Source organism: Corynebacterium sp. HMSC074C11, assembly GCF_001809455.1.
In the GTDB taxonomy this organism is placed as follows: Bacteria; Actinomycetota; Actinomycetes; order Mycobacteriales; family Mycobacteriaceae; genus Corynebacterium; species Corynebacterium amycolatum.
This window is the reverse complement of record NZ_KV797721.1, coordinates 117908-136834: the sequence shown is the minus strand read 5'-3', so window position 1 is coordinate 136834 and position 18927 is coordinate 117908. Positions and strand designations below refer to the sequence as shown.

18 protein-coding genes and 1 pseudogene are annotated in these 18927 nt (G+C 59.3%); 10 read left to right on the top strand and 9 right to left on the bottom strand.

All coding sequences use genetic code 11. From position 1 onward, the window contains the following. Positions 1-8: 8 nt before the first annotated feature. The 3 genes from HMPREF2614_RS01330 (at position 9) to HMPREF2614_RS01320 (ending at position 3939) form a co-directional block, all read left to right on the top strand. Complete coding sequence (locus HMPREF2614_RS01330) at positions 9-1976, top strand: pyruvate kinase (protein ID WP_083300186.1); 1968 nt, start codon at positions 9-11, stop codon at positions 1974-1976. A 118-nt stretch (positions 1977-2094) separates the two neighbouring features. Then, on the top strand, positions 2095-2973 hold the full coding sequence (locus HMPREF2614_RS01325) for a hypothetical protein (RefSeq protein ID WP_070559883.1): 879 nt from the start codon (positions 2095-2097) through the stop codon (positions 2971-2973). Between the two features lie 48 nt (positions 2974-3021). Next, positions 3022-3939 (top strand): DUF5926 family protein, encoded by a 918-nt coding sequence (locus HMPREF2614_RS01320; RefSeq protein ID WP_038627014.1) that lies wholly within the window; start codon positions 3022-3024, stop codon positions 3937-3939. A gap of 103 nt (positions 3940-4042) precedes the next feature. On the opposite strand, the gene HMPREF2614_RS01315 is transcribed toward HMPREF2614_RS01320, so the two are convergent. After that, positions 4043-5446: an LCP family protein gene (locus HMPREF2614_RS01315; RefSeq protein ID WP_224792260.1), complete on the bottom strand. Its 1404-nt coding sequence runs from the start codon at positions 5444-5446 to the stop codon at positions 4043-4045. A 131-nt stretch (positions 5447-5577) separates the two neighbouring features. Here HMPREF2614_RS01315 and HMPREF2614_RS01310 point away from each other — a divergent pair, with 131 nt between their 5' ends. After that, a complete protein-coding gene (locus tag HMPREF2614_RS01310) occupies positions 5578-6387 on the top strand; it encodes a fructosamine kinase family protein (protein ID WP_038627012.1) in 810 nt (269 codons plus the stop codon). Here the strand turns inward: HMPREF2614_RS01310 and HMPREF2614_RS01305 are convergent. Continuing rightward, positions 6384-7772 (bottom strand): amidase, encoded by a 1389-nt coding sequence (locus tag HMPREF2614_RS01305; protein ID WP_038627010.1) that lies wholly within the window; start codon positions 7770-7772, stop codon positions 6384-6386. The genes HMPREF2614_RS01310 and HMPREF2614_RS01305 overlap by 4 nt on opposite strands. A gap of 33 nt (positions 7773-7805) precedes the next feature. Here HMPREF2614_RS01305 and pheA point away from each other — a divergent pair, with 33 nt between their 5' ends. Beyond that, positions 7806-8741 (top strand): prephenate dehydratase, encoded by a 936-nt coding sequence (gene pheA / locus HMPREF2614_RS01300; RefSeq protein WP_038627007.1) that lies wholly within the window; start codon positions 7806-7808, stop codon positions 8739-8741. A gap of 3 nt (positions 8742-8744) precedes the next feature. Beyond that, positions 8745-9536: a histidine phosphatase family protein gene (locus HMPREF2614_RS01295; RefSeq protein ID WP_038627004.1), complete on the top strand. Its 792-nt coding sequence runs from the start codon at positions 8745-8747 to the stop codon at positions 9534-9536. Between the two features lie 34 nt (positions 9537-9570). Here HMPREF2614_RS01295 and HMPREF2614_RS01290 read toward each other — a convergent pair whose 3' ends face one another. The 3 genes from HMPREF2614_RS01290 to HMPREF2614_RS01280 form a co-directional block, all read right to left on the bottom strand. Beyond that, positions 9571-10116, bottom strand: a complete 546-nt coding sequence (locus HMPREF2614_RS01290; protein WP_038627001.1) for a DUF1707 SHOCT-like domain-containing protein — start codon at positions 10114-10116, stop codon at positions 9571-9573. A gap of 78 nt (positions 10117-10194) precedes the next feature. After that, positions 10195-10539 carry a metallopeptidase family protein gene (locus HMPREF2614_RS01285; RefSeq protein ID WP_038626990.1) on the bottom strand — a complete coding sequence of 115 codons (345 nt, stop codon included), beginning with the start codon at positions 10537-10539 and terminating at the stop codon, positions 10195-10197. A gap of 47 nt (positions 10540-10586) precedes the next feature. Then, positions 10587-11837 carry a septum formation family protein gene (locus tag HMPREF2614_RS01280; protein ID WP_222867040.1) on the bottom strand — a complete coding sequence of 417 codons (1251 nt, stop codon included), beginning with the start codon at positions 11835-11837 and terminating at the stop codon, positions 10587-10589. A gap of 181 nt (positions 11838-12018) precedes the next feature. On the opposite strand from HMPREF2614_RS01280, the gene HMPREF2614_RS01275 reads away from it, so the two are divergent. Beyond that, positions 12019-12669 (top strand): LysE family translocator, encoded by a 651-nt coding sequence (locus HMPREF2614_RS01275; protein WP_070559901.1) that lies wholly within the window; start codon positions 12019-12021, stop codon positions 12667-12669. Positions 12670-12716: 47 nt separating this feature from the next. Continuing rightward, positions 12717-13979 carry a serine--tRNA ligase gene (gene serS / locus HMPREF2614_RS01270; protein ID WP_038626983.1) on the top strand — a complete coding sequence of 421 codons (1263 nt, stop codon included), beginning with the start codon at positions 12717-12719 and terminating at the stop codon, positions 13977-13979. Between the two features lie 208 nt (positions 13980-14187). Here the strand turns inward: serS and HMPREF2614_RS01265 are convergent. Then, positions 14188-14333 (bottom strand): annotated as a pseudogene (locus tag HMPREF2614_RS01265) (transposase); the annotation flags it as partial. Positions 14334-14509: 176 nt separating this feature from the next. Between HMPREF2614_RS01265 and HMPREF2614_RS01260 the strand changes: the two are divergent. Beyond that, complete coding sequence (locus HMPREF2614_RS01260; RefSeq protein WP_070559880.1) at positions 14510-15133, top strand: ABC transporter ATP-binding protein; 624 nt, start codon at positions 14510-14512, stop codon at positions 15131-15133. Continuing rightward, positions 15130-16023 carry a hypothetical protein gene (locus HMPREF2614_RS01255; RefSeq protein WP_141745461.1) on the top strand — a complete coding sequence of 298 codons (894 nt, stop codon included), beginning with the start codon at positions 15130-15132 and terminating at the stop codon, positions 16021-16023. Before HMPREF2614_RS01260 ends, HMPREF2614_RS01255 begins: the two co-directional genes overlap by 4 nt. A 205-nt stretch (positions 16024-16228) precedes the next feature. Here HMPREF2614_RS01255 and HMPREF2614_RS01250 read toward each other — a convergent pair whose 3' ends face one another. The 3 genes from HMPREF2614_RS01250 to HMPREF2614_RS01240 form a co-directional block, all read right to left on the bottom strand. After that, positions 16229-17071 carry a DUF5808 domain-containing protein gene (locus tag HMPREF2614_RS01250; RefSeq protein ID WP_038626975.1) on the bottom strand — a complete coding sequence of 281 codons (843 nt, stop codon included), beginning with the start codon at positions 17069-17071 and terminating at the stop codon, positions 16229-16231. Then, complete coding sequence (locus HMPREF2614_RS01245; RefSeq protein ID WP_038626974.1) at positions 17068-17403, bottom strand: PadR family transcriptional regulator; 336 nt, start codon at positions 17401-17403, stop codon at positions 17068-17070. The genes HMPREF2614_RS01250 and HMPREF2614_RS01245 overlap by 4 nt, the downstream gene beginning before the upstream one ends. A 257-nt stretch (positions 17404-17660) precedes the next feature. Beyond that, positions 17661-18833, bottom strand: coding sequence for an alpha/beta hydrolase (locus HMPREF2614_RS01240; protein WP_038626972.1), 1173 nt, complete (start codon positions 18831-18833; stop codon positions 17661-17663). Positions 18834-18927 lie beyond the last annotated feature (94 nt).

The window sequence follows — 18927 nt, the reverse complement described above, 5'->3', positions numbered from 1 at the left end:
CCTTCTCTATGGCAGCGCAGAGCCCTCAAGACACAGCAACAGCAACTGACAACACTGAAAGCGGCGCGGCCGTACCGCGTCTGGATGACCTCATCAGCAAGGTCACTGATCTGATCACAGAGTTGGACGACGTCTCGGTGGAGGCTTCTGCACTGCTCGCAGAGGTGCCGGAGGAGCGCCGTCGGCACGCGGAAAACCTGCTGCACTACGCACACCTGCGCACAATTGACATCCGTGAGCTGCAAAACAGCTTGCACGACCTCGGCGTGACCAGTCTGACTACGGTGGAGACTTTCACCCGGGGGCGCCTTGAGCTCGCTCTCAACGCGCTGTTGGCGCTGGCGGGGCGCACCTCAGACATCGATGTCGCCCGCATTATTGCCGACGATGAGCGCGCGGATATTGCCCTGGATAACAACGCCACCGAGCTGTTCGGTCAGGAGCGCGCGGATGTCACTTCGCACATTATGGTGACCCTGCCCGCCGAGGCCGCCGACGATGCAGAGTTGGTGGAGAGCTTCGCTGCCGCTGGCATGGATCTCGCTCGCATCAACTGCGCCCACGACGGCCCTGAGCAGTGGAGCCGCATGATTGACAACGTCAATGCTGCAGCTGAGAAGGCCGGTCGCCGCATCTTCGTGTCCATGGATCTGGCTGGCCCGAAGCTGCGCACAGGCGATATCGAACCGGGGCCGCGTGTGGGGCGCGCCCGTGTTGTGCGTGACGACGCCGGCACGGTCATCTCCAAGTCCAAGATTTGGCTGACTCCACGGCTGGATGAGCACCCCAAGCCAGCTCCGAGCGATTTGCCGGGGCGTCCCGCACTGCCGCTGGAAGCAGATCAGGGGTGGTTGGAGCAGCTGCAGCTCGAGGACGTCATCACGCTGCATGACTCCCGCTCGGCCAAGCGTCACTTCACCGTTGTGCGCATCGACACCGACTCCGAGGGCGAGGTCGAGGCTGTCCTCGCCGAGGGGGAGAAGAACGCGTGGATCGCCGAGGGCACACACCTGCGGAGCAACTACGAGGTCACGCGCGCTGGTGGTGTGCCACCGACCGTGCAAAAGCTGCGTTTCCACACTGGGGATGAGTTTATTCTCACCAGCCGTGAGGAAATCACCACCATTCCACGCACCGACGATGAAATTCCACGCGTCTCCTGTTCGCTGCCGTCTGCCGTGGCGGCTCTGAAACCGGGCGATCCGGTACTTTTCGACGACGGTGCACTTGGCGCTGAGGTGGTTGAGGTCTCCGAGACGTCGTCAAGCGAAGATAGTCACGTCGATGCCCAGCTGCGTGTCCTGCGTACGAAGCCGAATGGTCAGCCGCTGGCGGCGCATAAGGGCATCAATCTGCCGAACACCGACCTGCCGCTCAATTCGCTTACCGACGAAGACATTGAGCACCTGCGTTTTGTGGTGGAGCATGCGGATATTGCTGCGGTGAGCTTTATTCGCACGCAGGGGGATGCTGAGTACGTCTACAAGGTGCTCGATGAGATTGCGGCAGAACATGAGGCTGCGGGCCGTGAGGACCTGGCGTCGAAGGCTCGGAACCTGGGTGTTGTGCTGAAGATTGAGACTATTCCGGCATTCCAGAATCTGCCGGGAATCATCATCACCAGCATGAAGCGCGCCAAGTCCGGTCTGATGATTGCTCGTGGTGACCTGGCTGTGGAGCTGGGCTTCGACCGTATGGGTGAGGTCCCAGGCCAGATTCTGACGCTGGCGCAGGCAGCCGGTGTGCCGACCATTCTGGGTACTCAGGTGCTGGAGAACATGGCCAAGGCCGGCCTGCCGTCCCGCGCGGAGATTACCGATGCGGCCTTCGCCCTGCGTGCCGAGTGCGTGATGCTGAACAAGGGGCCGCACATTACCGAGGCCATCGCGATTTTGAACAACCTGGCCCGGAAGATGGGACGTTCGCAGCGTAAGAGCCGCATCATGCTGCGGAAGATTCGCAGCTGGTCGGACTAGTGGCTGGGTTAGGGGCCGGGCTAGTTTAGGTAGGTTAGGGGGAGCGCACCTAAAAACACCGTGGGAGAAAAGACTGCGGAAGAAGCCGGCCGCGCGTACGAGAGGAGCCCTGCGGAAAATGTCTAATGAACAGGCAGAAAACGCGGGGTGGGCTGTGCCGCCGCAGTCTCCAAAACAGCAGCCACAGCAGTCCCCACCTCAGGTGGTGCTGCCACCGCAGCAGAGCTGGCAGCCGACTGTCTCGGATTCGGCCATCACAGGTGCGACGCCGCGCTGGAAGGCCGATGAGATTGTTCGCAAGCGTGCGGATAGCGTCTTTCGATGGGCAATGAGCGGCGCCGGAGTATTCGCCGCATTTACCGTATTCATCTGGATGAGCATCCTGAGCCCCGGCCAGGATTTGGTGGTTTCCCTCCTCGGCGAATTGGGAGCGTGGGCTTTCGGTCTCTGCGGAATGGTTTCCCTCATTGGTCTGGGTTTTTCGGTCTACAAGACCCTCCAGGTGCTGCGTGACCGCGCAACGTATGCCCGCCCACTGCTGTCGCGCACGGCAACGGATGTGCGCACGATGCACATGTGGCCAGTGCGCAACATCACGGGGCCCGTGGTCGCGTTGGCTGAAACAGGAGTCACTGCCGTAATGGGGCCAGGTCGCTTTATCTGGTATCTGGCCTGCGTTTTGTGGCCCCTTGCAACGGGTTGGTTTATCGCTGCCGACGTGTCCAGGACATACTTCCAGGCCGGAATCATCACTGTTTTAGCTTGTGTGACAACTGCCCTTACGGCGCGGCTACTCCGCTACGTGTTGGCTCCCGAGGAAGTGCATCGCAACATTCCCGTTGGGGCAGGTCGCGAGTGCACCCAGCCCGGTTTTTGGTCCAAGGGCTTCATCCCCAGCGAAGCTACCGATGAACAAGGGGAGGCGGGCGCGTTGGCCGTCGACAAGCAGCTTTTCGAAGGAACGGCGAGCGAATTCGTCGACGATTTTTATAAGTAGCCCAGGCAGTCGCGAATTACGGACTGCGAATAGGTATTCTGTGGCCTTGTGGGAAAGAAATCTCGTAAGAAGAATAATCAGGCCCCGGAGGGCATGAGCCGCCGTCAGGCGAAGCTGGCAGCCCGCGCTGCTGAGCGTGCAGCGTTGCTGGGCAATCCGCGTCCGTTCAAAGACTTCGACGAAGAGGCTGACATCGTGGCTGTCCGCGAGTTCGCTCCGGCTGTGGTCATTCCGGTCACGGTCGCTGACGCTGAGCGTGACATCAAGCTCTGCACCGTGCTGCCGGGTGGCGTAGCCGCACTGACGCGTGCCGCTGACCAGGGCAATGAGGCTTTCGTCGCGCTGCAGACGCAGGCTCGCACCAATGACGGCGCTGCGGATCTCTCCCGTGCGCTGGCATGGGCTCGCGATGCAGAGCCGGGTCAGCAGCTCTCGGCCGCTACTGACGGCGAGGCTGCACCGCTTACCGACGTCCTGACCGCCGTGGATCTCGACAACATGGAGGTCCACCAGGACTTCGAGTGGTGGATTCCCAAGGGCATTGAACGCACCCCGATGATCGAGCAGAACCTGGCCGTGGCTAACGACGCGATTCTCCCGTCATACCGCCTGGATGCGAAGGCCGCTGGTGCTGTGTGGTGGATTGATCCGGGCGAGCGCGCCCACATCCGCTGGGTGCGTCGTGAAGATGAGAAGCCGCTGCTGGATGCCTTGGCACGCGTGCACGCTGCGGACAACCTCTCGCTGGGCGAGGGCACGAAGTTCGCCGGTGTCTTCCGTACCGATGGCGTGCTGGTGCCGGTCTGGGACCTGGATAACACCAAGCCGCACGACCACTGGATTGCTGCCGTGGAAGAGGCCGACAAGCGTATCGCTGAGGCGCTGGCCAGCGAAGAGCCGCTGACCGCCGAGGAGCGTAAGTCCCGTGAGACCATCGTGTCCCGTCAGGTGACCATTCGGAACTAGGCGGAACTGGTTTAAGAACTAACGCGTGTGGCTCAGCGAAAAGCTGAGCCACACGCGTTAGTTGTCTCTAAGTTATCTGAAGCAGTTTTAGCTACTCTCTTGGCTATCTCAGCTCCGCAAAAAGTGTTGGCGCTTCGATTTCGTCCCAGAGCAGCACATTGCCCGCATAACCGGTATCCATGGCGCCTGAGGTGGGCACGGTAAGAGAATCGGAACCGAACAGCATGCGCAACATCAGCCAGGTCAGATTCCAGACATGGTCACCATCGCCGACGAGCACGGCCTTAGTGCCAGCATTGGCCAGGCGAATCCAGCGGTAGGGGTTGAGCCATACCGCAGGTGACTTCAGCCGTCCCATCAGCGCACTCATGAATTCACGCTGCCGCTCTACGCGGTCCAAGTCTCCCTGGGCGGTAGCACGCGTGCGCACGTAACCCAGGGCACTCGCGCCATCGAATTTCTGGCAACCGGCCTGAATATTCAGGCCTGCCAGCGGGTCGTCGATGGCTTCTTCAGGGCACATTTCGATGCCACCGACAGCGTCGACGACACCGGCGAAACCGCCAAAGCCAATTTCGGCGTAGTGGTCGATGTGAATCCCAGTGTTTTTCTCTACGGTGTCGATGAGCAACTGGGGGCCACCAAATGCGAATGCCGCATTGATCTTGTTTTTGTCATTGCCCGGGATATCCACGAAGGAGTCACGCGGGATACTGACCAACTTCGGCTTACCGAACACCGGAATGTGGGCAATCATGATGGTGTCTGTGCGCTGGCCGAAATCACCACTGCCCGTCGACAGCTTGGCGGCATCTTCCTCTGACAAGCCCGTACGAGAGTCCGAACCGACGAGCAACCAGTTGGAGGACATCGTATTGGCAGGGCGATTTGTCAGACCTGAGAACGCGTCGACCCTGGTCAGGCGGATGTCGACAAGTGCCATCGTGGCGACAAGGAAGATGACGACAACCAGGATGATGGATTTAAAGCGCAAGCGTGGCAGCCGCATGCGTCGCGTGTGGAAGCTCGACCTGGCACCGGCTCCGCCACGACTGCTGCGGCGTCCACCACGGCCAGAACTCGCTGCTTGTGGGGCACTGTAGTAGTCCTGCGACGAACCCTGCGAGGAAGATTGGAAATCCGCATCCGGGTTATAGCCGGGTGGAGGAAACCGCGGATCGCTGCCAGCGCGTCCGCTACCGGTCCGGTTCATCGGTGGACGGGACTCAATGCGCGTTTCGTTCAGTGGCGCCTGCCGACGTTCTGGTTGCGGCCTAGACCTGCGTGGAGGCATAGGCGCTGGGCGGGCTGCCCCTGCCCGAGAACGGCGGTCAGGGCGGGGAGGGATGGGGCGTCGTGAAGCGCCACGCGAATCGGCCTCACGGGGGCGAGCATGCTTCGGCGACGCCTCGTCCACACGGCGGTAGATGGGGCGACCATAGCGATCTTTGAGCGGTCTGCCGTATCGGTCGCGGGCAATGCGCGAGTCGTCGAAGTTGCCTTCCATACCAATTAAGAATAGGCAACGACAGTGCACTAAGAGAACCGACACAGCAATACAAGTAGTGGTAGCGCTGGCGTTACCCTGCATGCGACGTGCTGAAAGGGTTTGGGACCGAAGAAGAATATGCTGGAAATATGTCCGCAATGAACCAGAACTACGAATGCGCAGTCAACGAGTCGGATGTTTATGTCAAGAGCCGACATGGTGTCCCTCGAGGGTTCTTCGCCTGTGAGGCGGCGGGGCTGGACTGGCTGCGCGAGGGCGAATCTGACGGTGGTGCGCGCGTCGTGGATGTGCTGGGCGTGAGCGGGCATGCGCTGAAATTGCGTCGAATTGAGTCGATGGCGCCGAATCCACAGGCAGCGTACGAGTTTGGAAAATCGTTGGCTATTACCCACAATCTGGGCGCCGCTGGCTGGGGTGCCGGCCCCGATGAGTGGGAGGGGCACGGCTACTTCGGTCCGCTGGATCAGCCACTACAGATGGACCTGACTCCACGGGAGAGCTTCGGTGAATACTGGGCGAAAGGACGTCTTCTGCCTGCGCTGGGAAAGTTGGAAAACTCCTACAATAACCGTCAGCTAGATATCTTTGACCAGCTCATTGATCGGCTCTTGGCTGGAGATTTCGACAACGAGCCAGACGCCGCGCGTGTCCACGGTGACCTGTGGTGGGGAAACCTCATGTGGGATGCAGACGGCGCGATCTTGATTGACCCCGCGGCACACGGCGGAGCCCGCGAGGAAGATCTGGCACTGCTGGCGCTATTCGGGGCAACGCACTTCGATGAGATCTTGCGTGGCTACGAATCTGTACATCCCCTGCCGGATTTCGCCGAGAGCTGCGAACTCCACCAGCTCTACGCGGTGCTCATGCACGCGGTGCTATTTGGTGGCGGATACGCCGGACAGGCAGCGGCAATGGCAGCGAAGTACGTGCGTTAGCTGGCGTTAGCAGCCTCCAGCACGCTAGCGATCTCCAGTAGCTCTGCCTCACCGCAGTGCACCGCACCGATGTTGACGCTGGTGGCGGGGAGCTTCGCATTGGGTGTGCTGCCGCTTGTGCCCGGCACAGCAATTGGCATGGACACGCTTGCCCACCCAGTCAGATTCCACAGCGACAACCACGGTGTCCACCGGGTTTGCTCGTCAAAGTCCTCCCACGGCGCCAACGCAGAGAAATGCCCAATACGTGGCGGATCAAACGCCAGCGTTGGCGTAATCACCGCATCGACTTCCCAACGCGATCGAATCGCGCCGGGCAGAGCCATCCGCTGCTGATGTGTCGCCGCCGCCTCAGTTGCGGAAATCTCCTGGCCACAGGCGCGAATCCACTGCACGATCTCGGAGTAGTCCGCGCGCGGTAATTTCGTGGACATTCGCGTGATGGTCCGTCGAAAGATCTCGAACACGTCCGGACCTGCCGGGTCATAGGGGCTGGGCACTTCCACCACCTCATACCCGGCGTCGGCAAGACGGTCAGCCGCCGCCCACGCACCGTTTGCCCAGCGCTTATCGACGTCCACCTCAGCATGAAAAGGGCTGATAGTGACACCGATGCGAAGGGGGCGCTGGGACCGTCGGAAAACATGCGAGGTTGCGGGAAAGGGCACCCCGGCCAGTAGCGCTGCGTCATCGACTGTGCGAGTGAGAAAGGCAGGCGTGGAGAGATTTCCACCCGCAATATCGTGTGCTGGCTTCAACCCAACGAGGCCACAGCAGGCGGCAGGCACGCGGATGGAACCGCCACCGTCAGAGCCCAGAGCTGCGGGAACGACACCAGTTGCGACAGCCACCGCGCTGCCACCCGAGGAACCACCGGGAGTGCGTGGCGTGGTATCCGGTTGATTGGACAGCTGATCGGGCACGGCGAAATAGGGGTTTTCCGGAGCCGGGTAGCCAATCGGCTCGGTGTAGGCCGTCATCCCAACCTCGGAGGTGTGTGTAGTCGACGTGAGGATGGCGCCGCGAGCCAGAAGTTTCGCCACGGGTTCCGAGGTTTCGGTGGCGGTGAAAGCCAAGTTGGCGGAGCCCATCGTGCATTTGACACCGGCGATGGTGAATAGGTCTTTGATCGCCACTGGCAGTCCCAGGAGGTCACGCGGGAGGCCGTGGCTAGCGCGCCGGGCGGCCTCTGATTGGGCAGTGAGGCTGCGTGCGCGGTCGACAGCGTGCTCGGCCAAGGACGTGGCAATACCGAAACGGGCGGGATTGGCCGCGGCGTCGTCGGCAAGCGTGGCGAATTCCGAAACGATCTCCGATACCGAGATTGCGCCACTGCGCACGGCTTCAGTGAGGGCGCGGGCGGGCATCTCGGAAGAAAAGGTCATGCAATAAGTGTAGAAGCCCTCTAATCTGAGCTTATGACGACGGTTACTTATTTGGGTCCAGCGGGCACATTCACCGAGCAGGCGCTGTGGGACATGGCGCGTGCTGGCGAGATTGATCCTGCAGGGGAATCCGCGGTCAATGCCGTGCCGGTGGATAGTCCCGCGGCCGCGCTTGGAGCCGTGCGCCGAGGGGAAGCGGACTTCGCCTGCGTGGCTATCGAAAGCAGCGTGGACGGTCCCGTCACACCAACTTTTGATGCCCTCGCTGCTGGGCCGGAGCTGCAGGTTTTCCGTGAAACCGAGGTCGGGGTGGTCTTCTCTATCCTGGTCCGTCCCGGTACGACGGCGGAACAGGTGCGTACTTTTACGACACATCCTGTGGCGTATCCGCAGGTCAAACAGTGGGTGGATGCCAACCTTCCGGGCGTGGAAGTTCATCAGGCCAGCTCCAATGCGGCGGCGGCTCACCAGGTCGCCGAGGGTACCCACGACGCTTGCGCTGCCCCGGCCCGCGCGGGTGAGCTGCTCGGACTTGAGGCGCTGGCCACTGAGGTCGCCGACGTGCGCGGTGCCCGAACCCGTTTCCTGCTGGTGGGGCGCCCTGGTGTGCCGACGCCGCGCACCGGCGCCGACCGCACCTCGGTCTCCTTCACGCTGCCGAACCAGCCCGGCACACTGATGCGCGCCATGAATGAGTTCGCAGTGCGACAGGTCAACCTCACCCGCATCGAGTCGCGGCCGACACGCGAGCTCTTCGGCCTCTACCGCTTCTACATCGACTGCAACGGCCACGTTTATGATGCACAGGTTGCGGCGGCTCTCGCGGCACTGCACGAATACGCCGAAGACCTGCGGTATCTGGGATCTTGGCCGGTTGCTGAGGGCGGTCGCCGCAGCATTATGACCCCGCCGCCGGATATCTCCCAGTCAATTGAATGGGTCGACGCGCTCAAGGAAGGACGAAGGTAAAACATGACACCCACCGCGCCCGAAAATCCAGTTGGACAGCTGCCTTTCCTCGATGACCGCCCAGACCGCCCTGAATCTGTCATGCCGGTTGATTCCCAGCGCATCATTTTCATCCGCCACGGGCAGACCACCGGCAACATCAACCGCCGCCTGGATACCGCATTGCCGGGCGCACCGCTCACCGACCTCGGTGTGAGGCAGGCGCGCAGTCTGGGACGTCTTTTGCTTCCCGACGTCCACAGAATCGGTGACATTGTCACATCCCATGCCCTGCGTGCACGCCAAACTGGTGCAGGCGCGGTCGCGAGTCTGCACCACCTGGGAGAGACTTCCGTTCGCATCCGCCATGAGGGTGGTCTCCACGAGATTCAGGCCGGCGATCTTGAGGGGCGCAATGATCGCGATGCGCACATGGAGTACATGCGCGCCTTCTATCAGTGGCTCAATGGAGAGCTGGAGTACCGCCTTCCCGGCGGTGAATCCGGTGCTGACGTGCTGAATCGGTACCTGCCGACGCTACAGCAGCTGCTGGAGCAGGCAGGAGCGACAGGTGGTGAATCCAAGGAGTCCAGGGAGGCCAGCAGCAAGGATGTCGTCATTGTCAGCCACGGCGCGGCTATTCGTCTGATTGGGCAGTATCTGACCGGGGTGGATCCGGAATACGCACTGCGACACCGCATTGCCAATACCGAGCGAATTGAGCTGGTTCCGAACGCAGTGGCCGTCGGCAAGCGTGCTGGCATTGAACCGGGCGCGTGGGATGTGCGTCGCTGGGGCGACAGCGAGTTGCCCTAGAAGGGAGCGAAACGGCGACCGTTACTGCTGACCGTTACTGCTGGCCCTCCTGAATCTCGCGGCGCTTCTGAGCTGCCAGGCGTAGGCGTTCTGTGCGACGCTTGGATTCCTCTTCGTTGATTTCGTTGAGGAGCTCTTCTTCGTCATCATTGATGTTCAAGGCGGCGCGCCCGATAAGGGCAACGGCCGCAGCGACGATGAAGCCGAGCCACGCGTTATCGATATTGGTGAAAAACATCAGAACGATAGTGACACATACGATAACGCCTGCAGCAGAATCAACAATGTTGAGCTGGCGGCCCTTTTTCATCAGGTTTTGCAGCTCTTGATCGACACTTTGATGCTGCGGATTAGCCGGGGTGCCCTGTGAACTCTCGGGGGAGACCTCAGCGGGCAGGTCCGCGAAGAGAGTTTGCAGTTCTGCCCGAGTTTTAGCGGAAGCAGCACTTTCGGCGCGTTTGGAGAACTCATCGACATCCAAGTAGCCATCAGCGAAATGATTGCCGAGACGCTCCATGGCAGCGTTGCGCTCCCTGTCGCCGACCCTGATTTCTGGCTTCTCGCTCGAGTTGTCGCTCATGGTTATTAAGGTTACAGGGAAGAAGAGGGGAGGGGACAGCATCGCGAGAGGAACGAGACCGTGCACGGCGGGACAAAATTACCCGTAGCCGAGTCGGTCCAAATCCTCCTCCTCGAGGCCGAAATAATGCCCGATTTCATGCAGGAGAGTGACCCGAATCTGCTCCACCAGCTCCTCTTCGGTGCGGCTGATGCGGCAGAGCATGTCGCGATACAGGCTGATTTGGTCAGGTGGACCCCAGTGGTTGTTAGAACGCTCGGTCAGAGGTATCCCCTCGTAGAGGCCCAGCAGTGTGGGCTCGTCGAGGTTATACGGGTGGACCTGGATGATGACCTGATCGAGCTGGTCGAGAAACTGCGTGGGGATGCGGTCGATGGCCTCATCGACAAGTGCATCGAACCGCTCCGGGCTAACGTCAACCATTTATGGTGCTGCCTCGCAATGTCCTCTTGTTTTACTGGCCGATTGTTCTACTGTCCGGCGGGAGCGACTGCGTTATCCGCAGCGCCTGCTCCTGCGCCAGTACCGTCGGCACCGACCTCACCGACGTCACCTGTGCCAGCGCCAGCGCCAGCGTCACCCTGCTCCTCCCGCAGCGGATTGCGCGGTGGCGGAGCCACGGGCGGCTGGCCGTCGATAGTGAAGGACTCGTTAGCGTGGCCATTGAGAGTGGCGAACCCGCCCTGGCCATTGTCCTTAATCAACCAGCAGTTCACACTGCGCGAGCCAGCATTGAGCGACTCCTGCGACAGTGACGTCCAAAATGGCAGCAGCGTTGAGTTGTACAGCGGGTCGTCGCCACCGAGGTAATTCTGCGCCAGAGTCACACACTGCTCTGCGAGCACATCATTTTGCTCCTGGTCAGTGGGGACATTGTCACCGAAGTGGTCGCGGAGATTGACAATTCCCGTCGACTCCATCAGGTGATCTTCCACGCACGGCACCTGGCGGATGGCGCCGTTTTCGTCCAATGTCACGCAGCGGCCGCCCTCGAACACGCGGGACTGGTCCTGCCCGGCCGCAGGACCGGACATGTGCGCCGTGTTGCCGTCTTCATCGACGACCTGGATACCGCACAGGAAGGTTCGGTCACCCTTTTCCCACTGGCTAGGCGAAGGAATGATCGGTGCCGTGATAAATCGACCGTCTGGATCGTACTGGCCGCCCAGGTATTCAGTCACAGTGTTGCGACACACGCCATTTTGCAGAGCCACCAAATTGTCTGCTGTCGGGTAGTTGGCAGTTTTGGCGTATTGCCCCGGATGTTCCTCGTAATCGGCGAGATTCAGTTTCTTGGCCACCTCATAAGCGTGCGGCTGCTCACAGGGCACGACGCGGAAGTCAGAAACATTCAAATCTTCTGCCAGGTTCCAGTCCAGACAGTTGCCCGCGGTTGCACTGGTGAACGCCGTCGTCTCCTTGTCGACGATGGTCGTTGTCGACGATGACGCGCTTGCCGACGAACCCTTGCCCCCAAGTGGCCCACTCGGTGGCTCGATGACTCCCGCTTGCAGCGCGAATGCCATCCCCGCGGCGCCGACCAGCATTGCCGTCGACAAAGCGCGCATTCCCCAGCTTCCACGCGAGTTATTCGAAGCGTTGGCATCGTTGCTGGCTACGGAGGATGCACCAGCGCTGGCATCTGCGCCAGTACCTGCACCGGAGTCAGTGTCTGTGGCGGCAGCGTGCTCGCGATCCTGGTTCATATTGTCATCAGCCATAGTGACCCCATTGTGCACCGCCAATGAGCCTGTGGACAAGGTAACGCTAAAAGCGACAACGTCCCCATGAGCGTCGATGTCGTGGCAAGGAGCTCTGCCATTGACGCTCTGTCCGAGTTTGCTCAAGAGTTTTAAGCACTACAATAGTCCGGTATTTGTTCGCTACCCGAGGACACGAGTCTTGACCTGGACTGCACTACTTAGCCTGCTGGGCGTCCACATTATTGGTATGGCCTCACCAGGGCCTGACGTCTTCTTAGTCCTGCGCCTTGCCACCAAATCCCGAAGGCACGCCATCGCGGCAGTCGCGGGTATCAGTACTGGCGCCACAATCTGGATGACCCTCACAGTTTTTGGGTTCGCAGCCGTCATTACCGCCAATCCTTTGCTGATGGGCGTAATTCAACTTGTCGGTGGCTGTTATCTCATTTACATGGGCATCAGTATGGCCAAGGCAGGCATCAATACCCTCCGCGAACTGCGCGCCTGTGCCGCACCAGCCCTGGGAAGCGAGGCGCTCCGGTCGCCGAAGGCGACGTTCCGCCAGGGCTTTTTCACCAACATGTCGAACCCGAAGATTGTTCTCTTCCTCACCGCAGTGCTTTCACAGTTCATTCCCGCGGGCGCATCTGTGGGGACGCTCGTGCTTTGTACACTGGTGCTAATCGTCTCCCAAATCGCTTTCTTCCTATTTATCGCAATCGTGGTGTCGACGGATGCCGTCGTCAAGCGAATGGTGCTGGCAGGGCCGTGGATTGACACTGTCGCCGGTGTAATCTTCCTCGTCCTCGGCGCGCTGCTGGTCGCCTCAGGAGCGGAAGCGGCGCTCTAACATGCCTTGTGCCTGCTTGCCGACGTAAACCAGGTACTCTAGGGGACGTGATTGATCTCAAATTTCTCCGCGAAAACCCTGAAGTAGCCCGCGAGTCCCAGCGCACCCGTGGTGAGGACCCGGCATTGGTCGATCAGCTGCTGGAAGCTGACGCTAAGCGCCGTGAGGTTATTGCCTCCACCGACGCGCTGCGTTCGGAGCAGAAGGGCTTCGGTAAGAAGATTGGTCAGGCGTCGAAGGAAGAGCGTCCGACCATGTTGGAGAAAGCCAAGGAGCTTTCCGACGCCGTGAAGGCAGCCGAAGCGAAGCAGAAGGAAGCCGAGGCTGAGGTCGAGCGTCTGCAGTATCTGATTGGCAACATCGTTACGGGTGCGCCCGCCGGTGGCGAAGATGACTTTGTCGTGCTGGAGGAAATCGGCGAGATTCCACAGTTCGATTTTGAGCCCAAGGACCACCTGGACCTCGGTGAGTCGCTGGGACTTATTGATATGGAGCGTGGCGTCAAGGTCTCCGGTTCCCGCTTCTACTTCCTGACCGGCTACGGTGCCATGTTGCAGCTGGCCATGATGAACCTGGCTGCTCAGAAGGCAACTCAGAATGGTTTCCAGCTGATGGTGCCGCCGGTGCTGGTTCGTCCGGAGACCATGTCGGGTACCGGTTTCCTCGGTGCGCACTCCGATGAGATTTACTACCTGCAGGAAGATGACCTCTACCTGGTCGGTACCTCGGAAGTCGCGCTGGCCGGCTACCACTCCAACGAGATTATTGACCTGTCGGAGGGGCCGCGTCGCTACGCTGGTTGGTCTTCTTGTTTCCGTCGTGAAGCGGGCTCTTACGGCAAGGACACCCGCGGAATCCTGCGCGTGCACCAGTTCGACAAGCTGGAGATGTTCTCCTACTGTCCGCCGGAGCAGGCGGAGGCAGAACACCAGAAGCTGCTAAACATGGAGCGCGAGATGCTGGCCGCGGTCGATGTTCCGTACCGCATCATCGATGTTGCTGGTGGTGACCTGGGTGCATCGGCTGCCCGCAAGTTCGATACCGAGGCGTGGGTGCCGACGCAGAACACTTACCGCGAGTTGACCTCGACTTCGAACTGCACGACTTTCCAGGCTCGTCGTTTGAAGACCCGCTACCGCGATGCCGATGGCAAGTCCCAGTACTGCGCCACCCTAAATGGCACGCTGGCTACGACGCGTTGGCTGGTCGCCATTTTGGAAAACCACCAGCAGGCCGATGGTTCTGTGGTGATTCCGGAGGCCCTGCGTCCGTTCATGATGGGCAAGGAAGTTCTCGAGCCGGTTAAGTAGGTGTGGCCCCGACACAGCCACACACTCACTTCACGACACCTATGGCACCTCATGCCACCTCCACAGCTGGCATGAGGTGCCATAGGTGTCGTGAAGTGCCCTAGGGGGCGTCCCTATGTTTTTGTCAAGCCTAAATCGGAGTTTTTAAGTGAAACTCTTGGGGGTAGGTTTAGGCATGGTTATTGTGCCCATCAACTGGTGTTGGTGGGCCTGATTTTCGTGTCACAGGAGCAATTCCTGCATAGGCGGCCAGGTGGCCAGAGGATGCGAAGTCGGATCCATCACCGATGGAAAGCAAGATTTGTGCTGCGGTCTTGATACCGATTTCCGGCATACTCGATCCAAGGCCTCGGAGGCAGGGAAGTCCTCCAGCATGCCGTCGACCTGGCCGGCGATAGGTTCGCGTCGGCTCGCTGGGTTCGCGTGGGCTGGGCCAATTTTCAATTCCCAAGACGTGGGTGGGGTGACTGCGCTAAGAAGTAGGTGGGGGATTGAGTCAATAATTTGGCAAGAGGATCGATAGCAGCGGCATGATTGAACTAGGAAAAACTTCGCTCGAAGTTGACTGCGTATATGGACACAGCAGCATTCTTGGTGAGATTAGCGCGGAGATCCGTAAGGGGGAATTTGTCAGTATCACCGGCCCGAATGGGGTGGGAAAATCCACGTTGATTAGCACCATTGCTGGTGAGATAGAGCCAATCGAAGGTACTGTGCGGGTTGCTTGCGAGGGCGAAGAAACTTTCGTTGATCCGTCAAGCCCGCAAGGCGCTGGCTGCGTGACCAGCATTTCTGATCCAGCATTTCTACCGGACTTAACTCTCGGCGAGCATATTAACCTGGTTTCCCTGCGCACAGGTGTGGGAATGGACACGCTGCTGAGTCGGTTGGAGCCATGGCGCGTTGCTGAGTTGCCCAACACTTTGCCCAGTCGGCTTTCGAGCGGTCAGAAGCAGCGGGCAAACTTGGGAATCCAATTGGCGGTTGCGGCTCCGGTTGTTGTGTTGGATGAACCCGAGCGCCATCTCGATGCGGATTGGACTCGGCTGCTGTGCGCGCAACTTCGCCAAATGGCACAGTCTGGATTCACAGTGATTGTGGCATCGCATTCGCCAAGTCTCATCGATGAGGCAGACTGGGAGATTCGACTGTGAACCTTGAAGGCTTGAGTTTTCCTCTCAACGTATTTCAAGTAGTTGGCTTAGTAGGGATTATCTTCCTGCTGGTCATCATTGCGGAACGAATGGCTCCGCTGAGGTCCGTTGACCGCGACCGATGGGAATGGGAGTATCGCCCCGCACGTCGATTTCCCGGCATTGACCGCGACGGCTGGCTCCAAGTGCTGGTGTTCACCGTATTTGGGTTCGGCATTGGCGGGGTTTTTCGATATGTCCTTGGGGGTGCACGACCACGTCGTTTAGCGACGGTGCTTTCTAATGGCGTGACACAATCGATGACTCGTGTGACCGTGATGTTCTTTAATGCGGAGCTGGCATCGAATATTTACGCTGCTTCCTGGCTGCGGAGTGCCAAGGTCAAGGAGCGGCCGTTCGCGCAAACTTCCTTGCCGGTGTTGATGCTGCGCAGGCTGGTGCGGCGTGGGTATATCCCGTTGCTATTTGTTGCGGTGGCGCTGGCGGAGTTTTCTGTTGCACCGCTGATTGGAAAAGGCGGGCGCACGCTGGTTTTGCTCTGCTGGGCGGTGCTTGCCTCTGCAGTATGGCGGGCGACTAGGCTCGAAGCGCCAGGTCAGCTGCCGTGGCGAGTGGCGATACTGAGCGTTGTGACCGTCCTGGGAATGGCCGTCCAATTCCTTCCGGGGATGCCGCTAAATCCCATGTATTCCATGCTATGGGCTGCCGTGGCAATTGTCTATTGTGCACTTGTTCGAGGAAAACCACGGGAAACTAATGATTTTTCCTCGATTGAGATTGGTTTGGGCGCACCATTAGAAATGGGCAAGCTGCAGTATTGGTTTTCCGGCGGTCTTGCGATTATTCCGGCTATTGCATCGGAATTGATGGCGATTGCGCCGATTATGTAGGAGCTGCGGCCACAATGCTCCGACTAAGCGGTCGGGCTGCGCCGGCGGGAAAAGGGGAATCCTAGGCGGAGAGGCAACGTCTTCTACTAGGAGCTGTTGGCCTACAGCTCCTAGCTGTGAAGTACTTCGATTGCAATAGCGAGCAGGCCGGTGCTGACGGGCTGCGGAGTAACGCTTTGACCTGCCCAAATTACATCGGCATGATCTAGGCCACCCCAGCTTTCTTCCAGGTAGCCTTCAGTCCGGCTCGGAGGGGAAAGACAAGGCATGCGGCCGAAGCTGCGACCGATGCCGTGGCAACACCGGCTTGGACTAATGCTGGATTGATCTTGGAGTTTTCTTCCGTGAGAACGCCGATCAGCTGAGCTGGAGCAATGGCGCAAGTGAGAGTACCTAGGGACGCGACGCGCAGAGTATCTTCGCGGTCATCTGCCTTGAGCAGCGAAGCAGCTGAGAATCCAGCTCCGACCGTAGAAACCACGAAGGGAAGAAGCAGAGTTTCCTTCGGTGCTGTCTTTTGAACTGCCTCGCCGTTTAGCTTCCATTTTGTGTGGACTTCTGAAGGCAACTGCTTCCAGCACCTGGCCAGTGCGACTCCGTGCGCAACCGTCACAGCCGCGGGGAGAAAAGCGGTCGCCTGCAGTGCGCGAGCCGGAATTTCAGAGATAACCTCACCGTCAATATCGTCCGGGCGGACAATCCCGAGCTTGGTGGCTACTGCAGCCCAATTGATAGACCAGCCAAAACCCAACAGGTGAGGTTGGAGAATCCGCGGGTCGTTCATATTCCACAGGGAAGCGCGACCGCGCTTGGAAAATGCTCGAAGTGGGTTGCTGAGGTAGCGTCGCAAAGCGCTCGGTTCACCAACTTGCTCGGCGACTCGCTCGGCGTATTCGGTCGCCGTTCCCAGCTCTTCGGCCAGGTCCGCGTGGACGTCGTTAAGCTCTTGCAGAAGACTCTCCTGCTCGGCAATGATCGCCTTGCGTTGTGCGGGCGATGTTCCGATTTCGCGCAGTTTGTGGTCGATGGCGGTGAGGTAGGTGTTCATTGGGGATCCTCGGAAAATAGTGCGGTCATGTCGGCGGATAGATCGATGAAGTCCTGATGTAGCTGCGTGAGTGTTTGCTGTCCTTTGTCTGTTAGTGAGTAGTACTTGCGGGGCGGCCCCTTGGGGGATTCCTCCCAGCGATTGCTAATCAAGCCGTTGGTGGTCAGCCGCGAGAGTAGGGGGTAGACGGTTCCTGCGGGCGCGCTGAGGTGGGGGTAGGCGTTGAGCTTTGCGACGAGTGCCGCGCCATAGAGTTCTTCGCGAGAAATCAGCTTGAGAATGGCGAGCTCGAGTACTCCCTTCTTCAGTTGTGTTTGTGGGCGTTTGGGCATGGCGTTGTGCTTTCTTTCCGGCGGTAGAAGGAAGTTGTTTGAGCAGAATCCTTTTCATACCTAGTACCTTGTAATGCCAACTATACCCCCAGTAGTTTGTATTGCCAAGTACTGCACGCCTATACCGCACAGAGAGAACAGAACAAAGAAAAATGAGGGGCAATTGTCAAAAGACAATCGCCCCTCATCCCACCGGGTTGGCTCTATGAAGAACTTGTAACAGCTAGGAACCGGTTCGGTTCCTATTTAGCGTTCAATTAAATGCGCTCATCGAGCCAGGCAATAGCCGTCGCAATGGCCTGGTGCTGTGCCGGTTCATTGAATACCTCGTGGAACTGGCCTTCGAACTCGATCAGCTGCTTGTCGGTGGACGAGATGCCGTTGTACCAGTCACGCGAGAAGAACGGTGGCACAATCTCATCCTGGCCACCCATCATGACCAGGGTCGGCTCAACGAAGTCGACGGAGTTGGTGCCGTTGTAGGTGGCGGCAAACGCCATTTGTTGAGCCATGCCGAGCGAAAGCTTGGAGTTGTTGTACGGATCAGTGCCGTATTCATCACGCACTGCCTGGGAAGAAGAAGTTTTCGCACCCAGCGGGTTGCCAACCTGAATCAGGTCAGTGCCCGGCAGCGATGGGACGCGCATCTCGGTACGGTTCGGTACTTCCTTGAGCATGCGCGTGTTGAAAGTAGTCATGTCCTGGAACGGCAGACGCTGGTAAATCGTCGGCTGGGCTTCGCGCTCGACATCGGTCATGGCTTCTGGAGTGATGGTTTCGCCCTTGTCCGTGCCGCCGTAGGGGTTGAACAGAGCGCCACCGCCGTTGGCGACGATGCCATCGACACTGCCCGGGTACTTGATGCCGTGGAAGTCCACAGCAAGACCGCCCATGGAGTGGCCGAGCAGGAAGGTCTTCGTGCTCGGGTTCTCCGCCTTGGCCTTCTCTACAAGCATGTGTAGGTCATCGACAAGCGAGTGGAAATCATCGATGTGACCACGAGCAACTGGAGTGCCTTCAACCTGGCCCGTGTGGCCGTGACCGCGGTGGTCGAGGCGGTAGACGTTGTAGCCGGCGTTCAGAAGCTTGCCAGTTACCCACTCGTAGCGACCCAGGTGCTCTGCAGCACCATGCACGACGACGACAGTGGCCTTGGCGTTCGGAATGGTGTTGGACTTCCAGTAGATTTGAGTGCCCTTGCCATCCTCCGACGTCATATAGCCGTCGGTCACCGTAACGTGGCGACCGTCAACTGTAGTGGTCGGCGCCGGGGTAGTTGGCAGTTCGACCATCGCAGTGGACTGCGGGTCAGGGGTTGGCTCCAGCGGGTTTTTAATGAAATCCGTTGGGGTTGCTGATGCTGCCGGAGTGGCCAGTGCCAGCGTCAGGGCGGTGGTCACACTCGCAGTGAAAATCGATGCACGACGCATGATTGCTCTTTTCTATTTTCAATCGAGGAGCGGATGGTAGTGATAATAATTTTATTATAACAAACAAGCCCTGAATTTATAATAAAAATGGCTC

What these genes read in the sequence shown, in the direction of transcription:
- HMPREF2614_RS01330 (WP_083300186.1), top strand. Translation starts at nt 9, where the DNA reads ATGGCAGCGCAGAGCCCTCAAGACACAGCAACAGCAACTGACAACACT.
- HMPREF2614_RS01325 (WP_070559883.1), top strand. Translation starts at nt 2,095, where the DNA reads ATGTCTAATGAACAGGCAGAAAACGCGGGGTGGGCTGTGCCGCCGCAG.
- HMPREF2614_RS01315 (WP_224792260.1), bottom strand. Translation starts at nt 5,446, where the DNA reads ATGGAAGGCAACTTCGACGACTCGCGCATTGCCCGCGACCGATACGGC.
- HMPREF2614_RS01310 (WP_038627012.1), top strand. Translation starts at nt 5,578, where the DNA reads ATGTCCGCAATGAACCAGAACTACGAATGCGCAGTCAACGAGTCGGAT.
- HMPREF2614_RS01305 (WP_038627010.1), bottom strand. Translation starts at nt 7,772, where the DNA reads ATGACCTTTTCTTCCGAGATGCCCGCCCGCGCCCTCACTGAAGCCGTG.
- pheA (WP_038627007.1), top strand. Translation starts at nt 7,806, where the DNA reads ATGACGACGGTTACTTATTTGGGTCCAGCGGGCACATTCACCGAGCAG.
- HMPREF2614_RS01295 (WP_038627004.1), top strand. Translation starts at nt 8,745, where the DNA reads ATGACACCCACCGCGCCCGAAAATCCAGTTGGACAGCTGCCTTTCCTC.
- HMPREF2614_RS01290 (WP_038627001.1), bottom strand. Translation starts at nt 10,116, where the DNA reads ATGAGCGACAACTCGAGCGAGAAGCCAGAAATCAGGGTCGGCGACAGG.
- HMPREF2614_RS01285 (WP_038626990.1), bottom strand. Translation starts at nt 10,539, where the DNA reads ATGGTTGACGTTAGCCCGGAGCGGTTCGATGCACTTGTCGATGAGGCC.
- HMPREF2614_RS01280 (WP_222867040.1), bottom strand. Translation starts at nt 11,837, where the DNA reads ATGGCTGATGACAATATGAACCAGGATCGCGAGCACGCTGCCGCCACA.
- HMPREF2614_RS01260 (WP_070559880.1), top strand. Translation starts at nt 14,510, where the DNA reads ATGATTGAACTAGGAAAAACTTCGCTCGAAGTTGACTGCGTATATGGA.
- HMPREF2614_RS01250 (WP_038626975.1), bottom strand. Translation starts at nt 17,071, where the DNA reads ATGAACACCTACCTCACCGCCATCGACCACAAACTGCGCGAAATCGGA.
- HMPREF2614_RS01245 (WP_038626974.1), bottom strand. Translation starts at nt 17,403, where the DNA reads ATGCCCAAACGCCCACAAACACAACTGAAGAAGGGAGTACTCGAGCTC.
- HMPREF2614_RS01240 (WP_038626972.1), bottom strand. Translation starts at nt 18,833, where the DNA reads ATGCGTCGTGCATCGATTTTCACTGCGAGTGTGACCACCGCCCTGACG.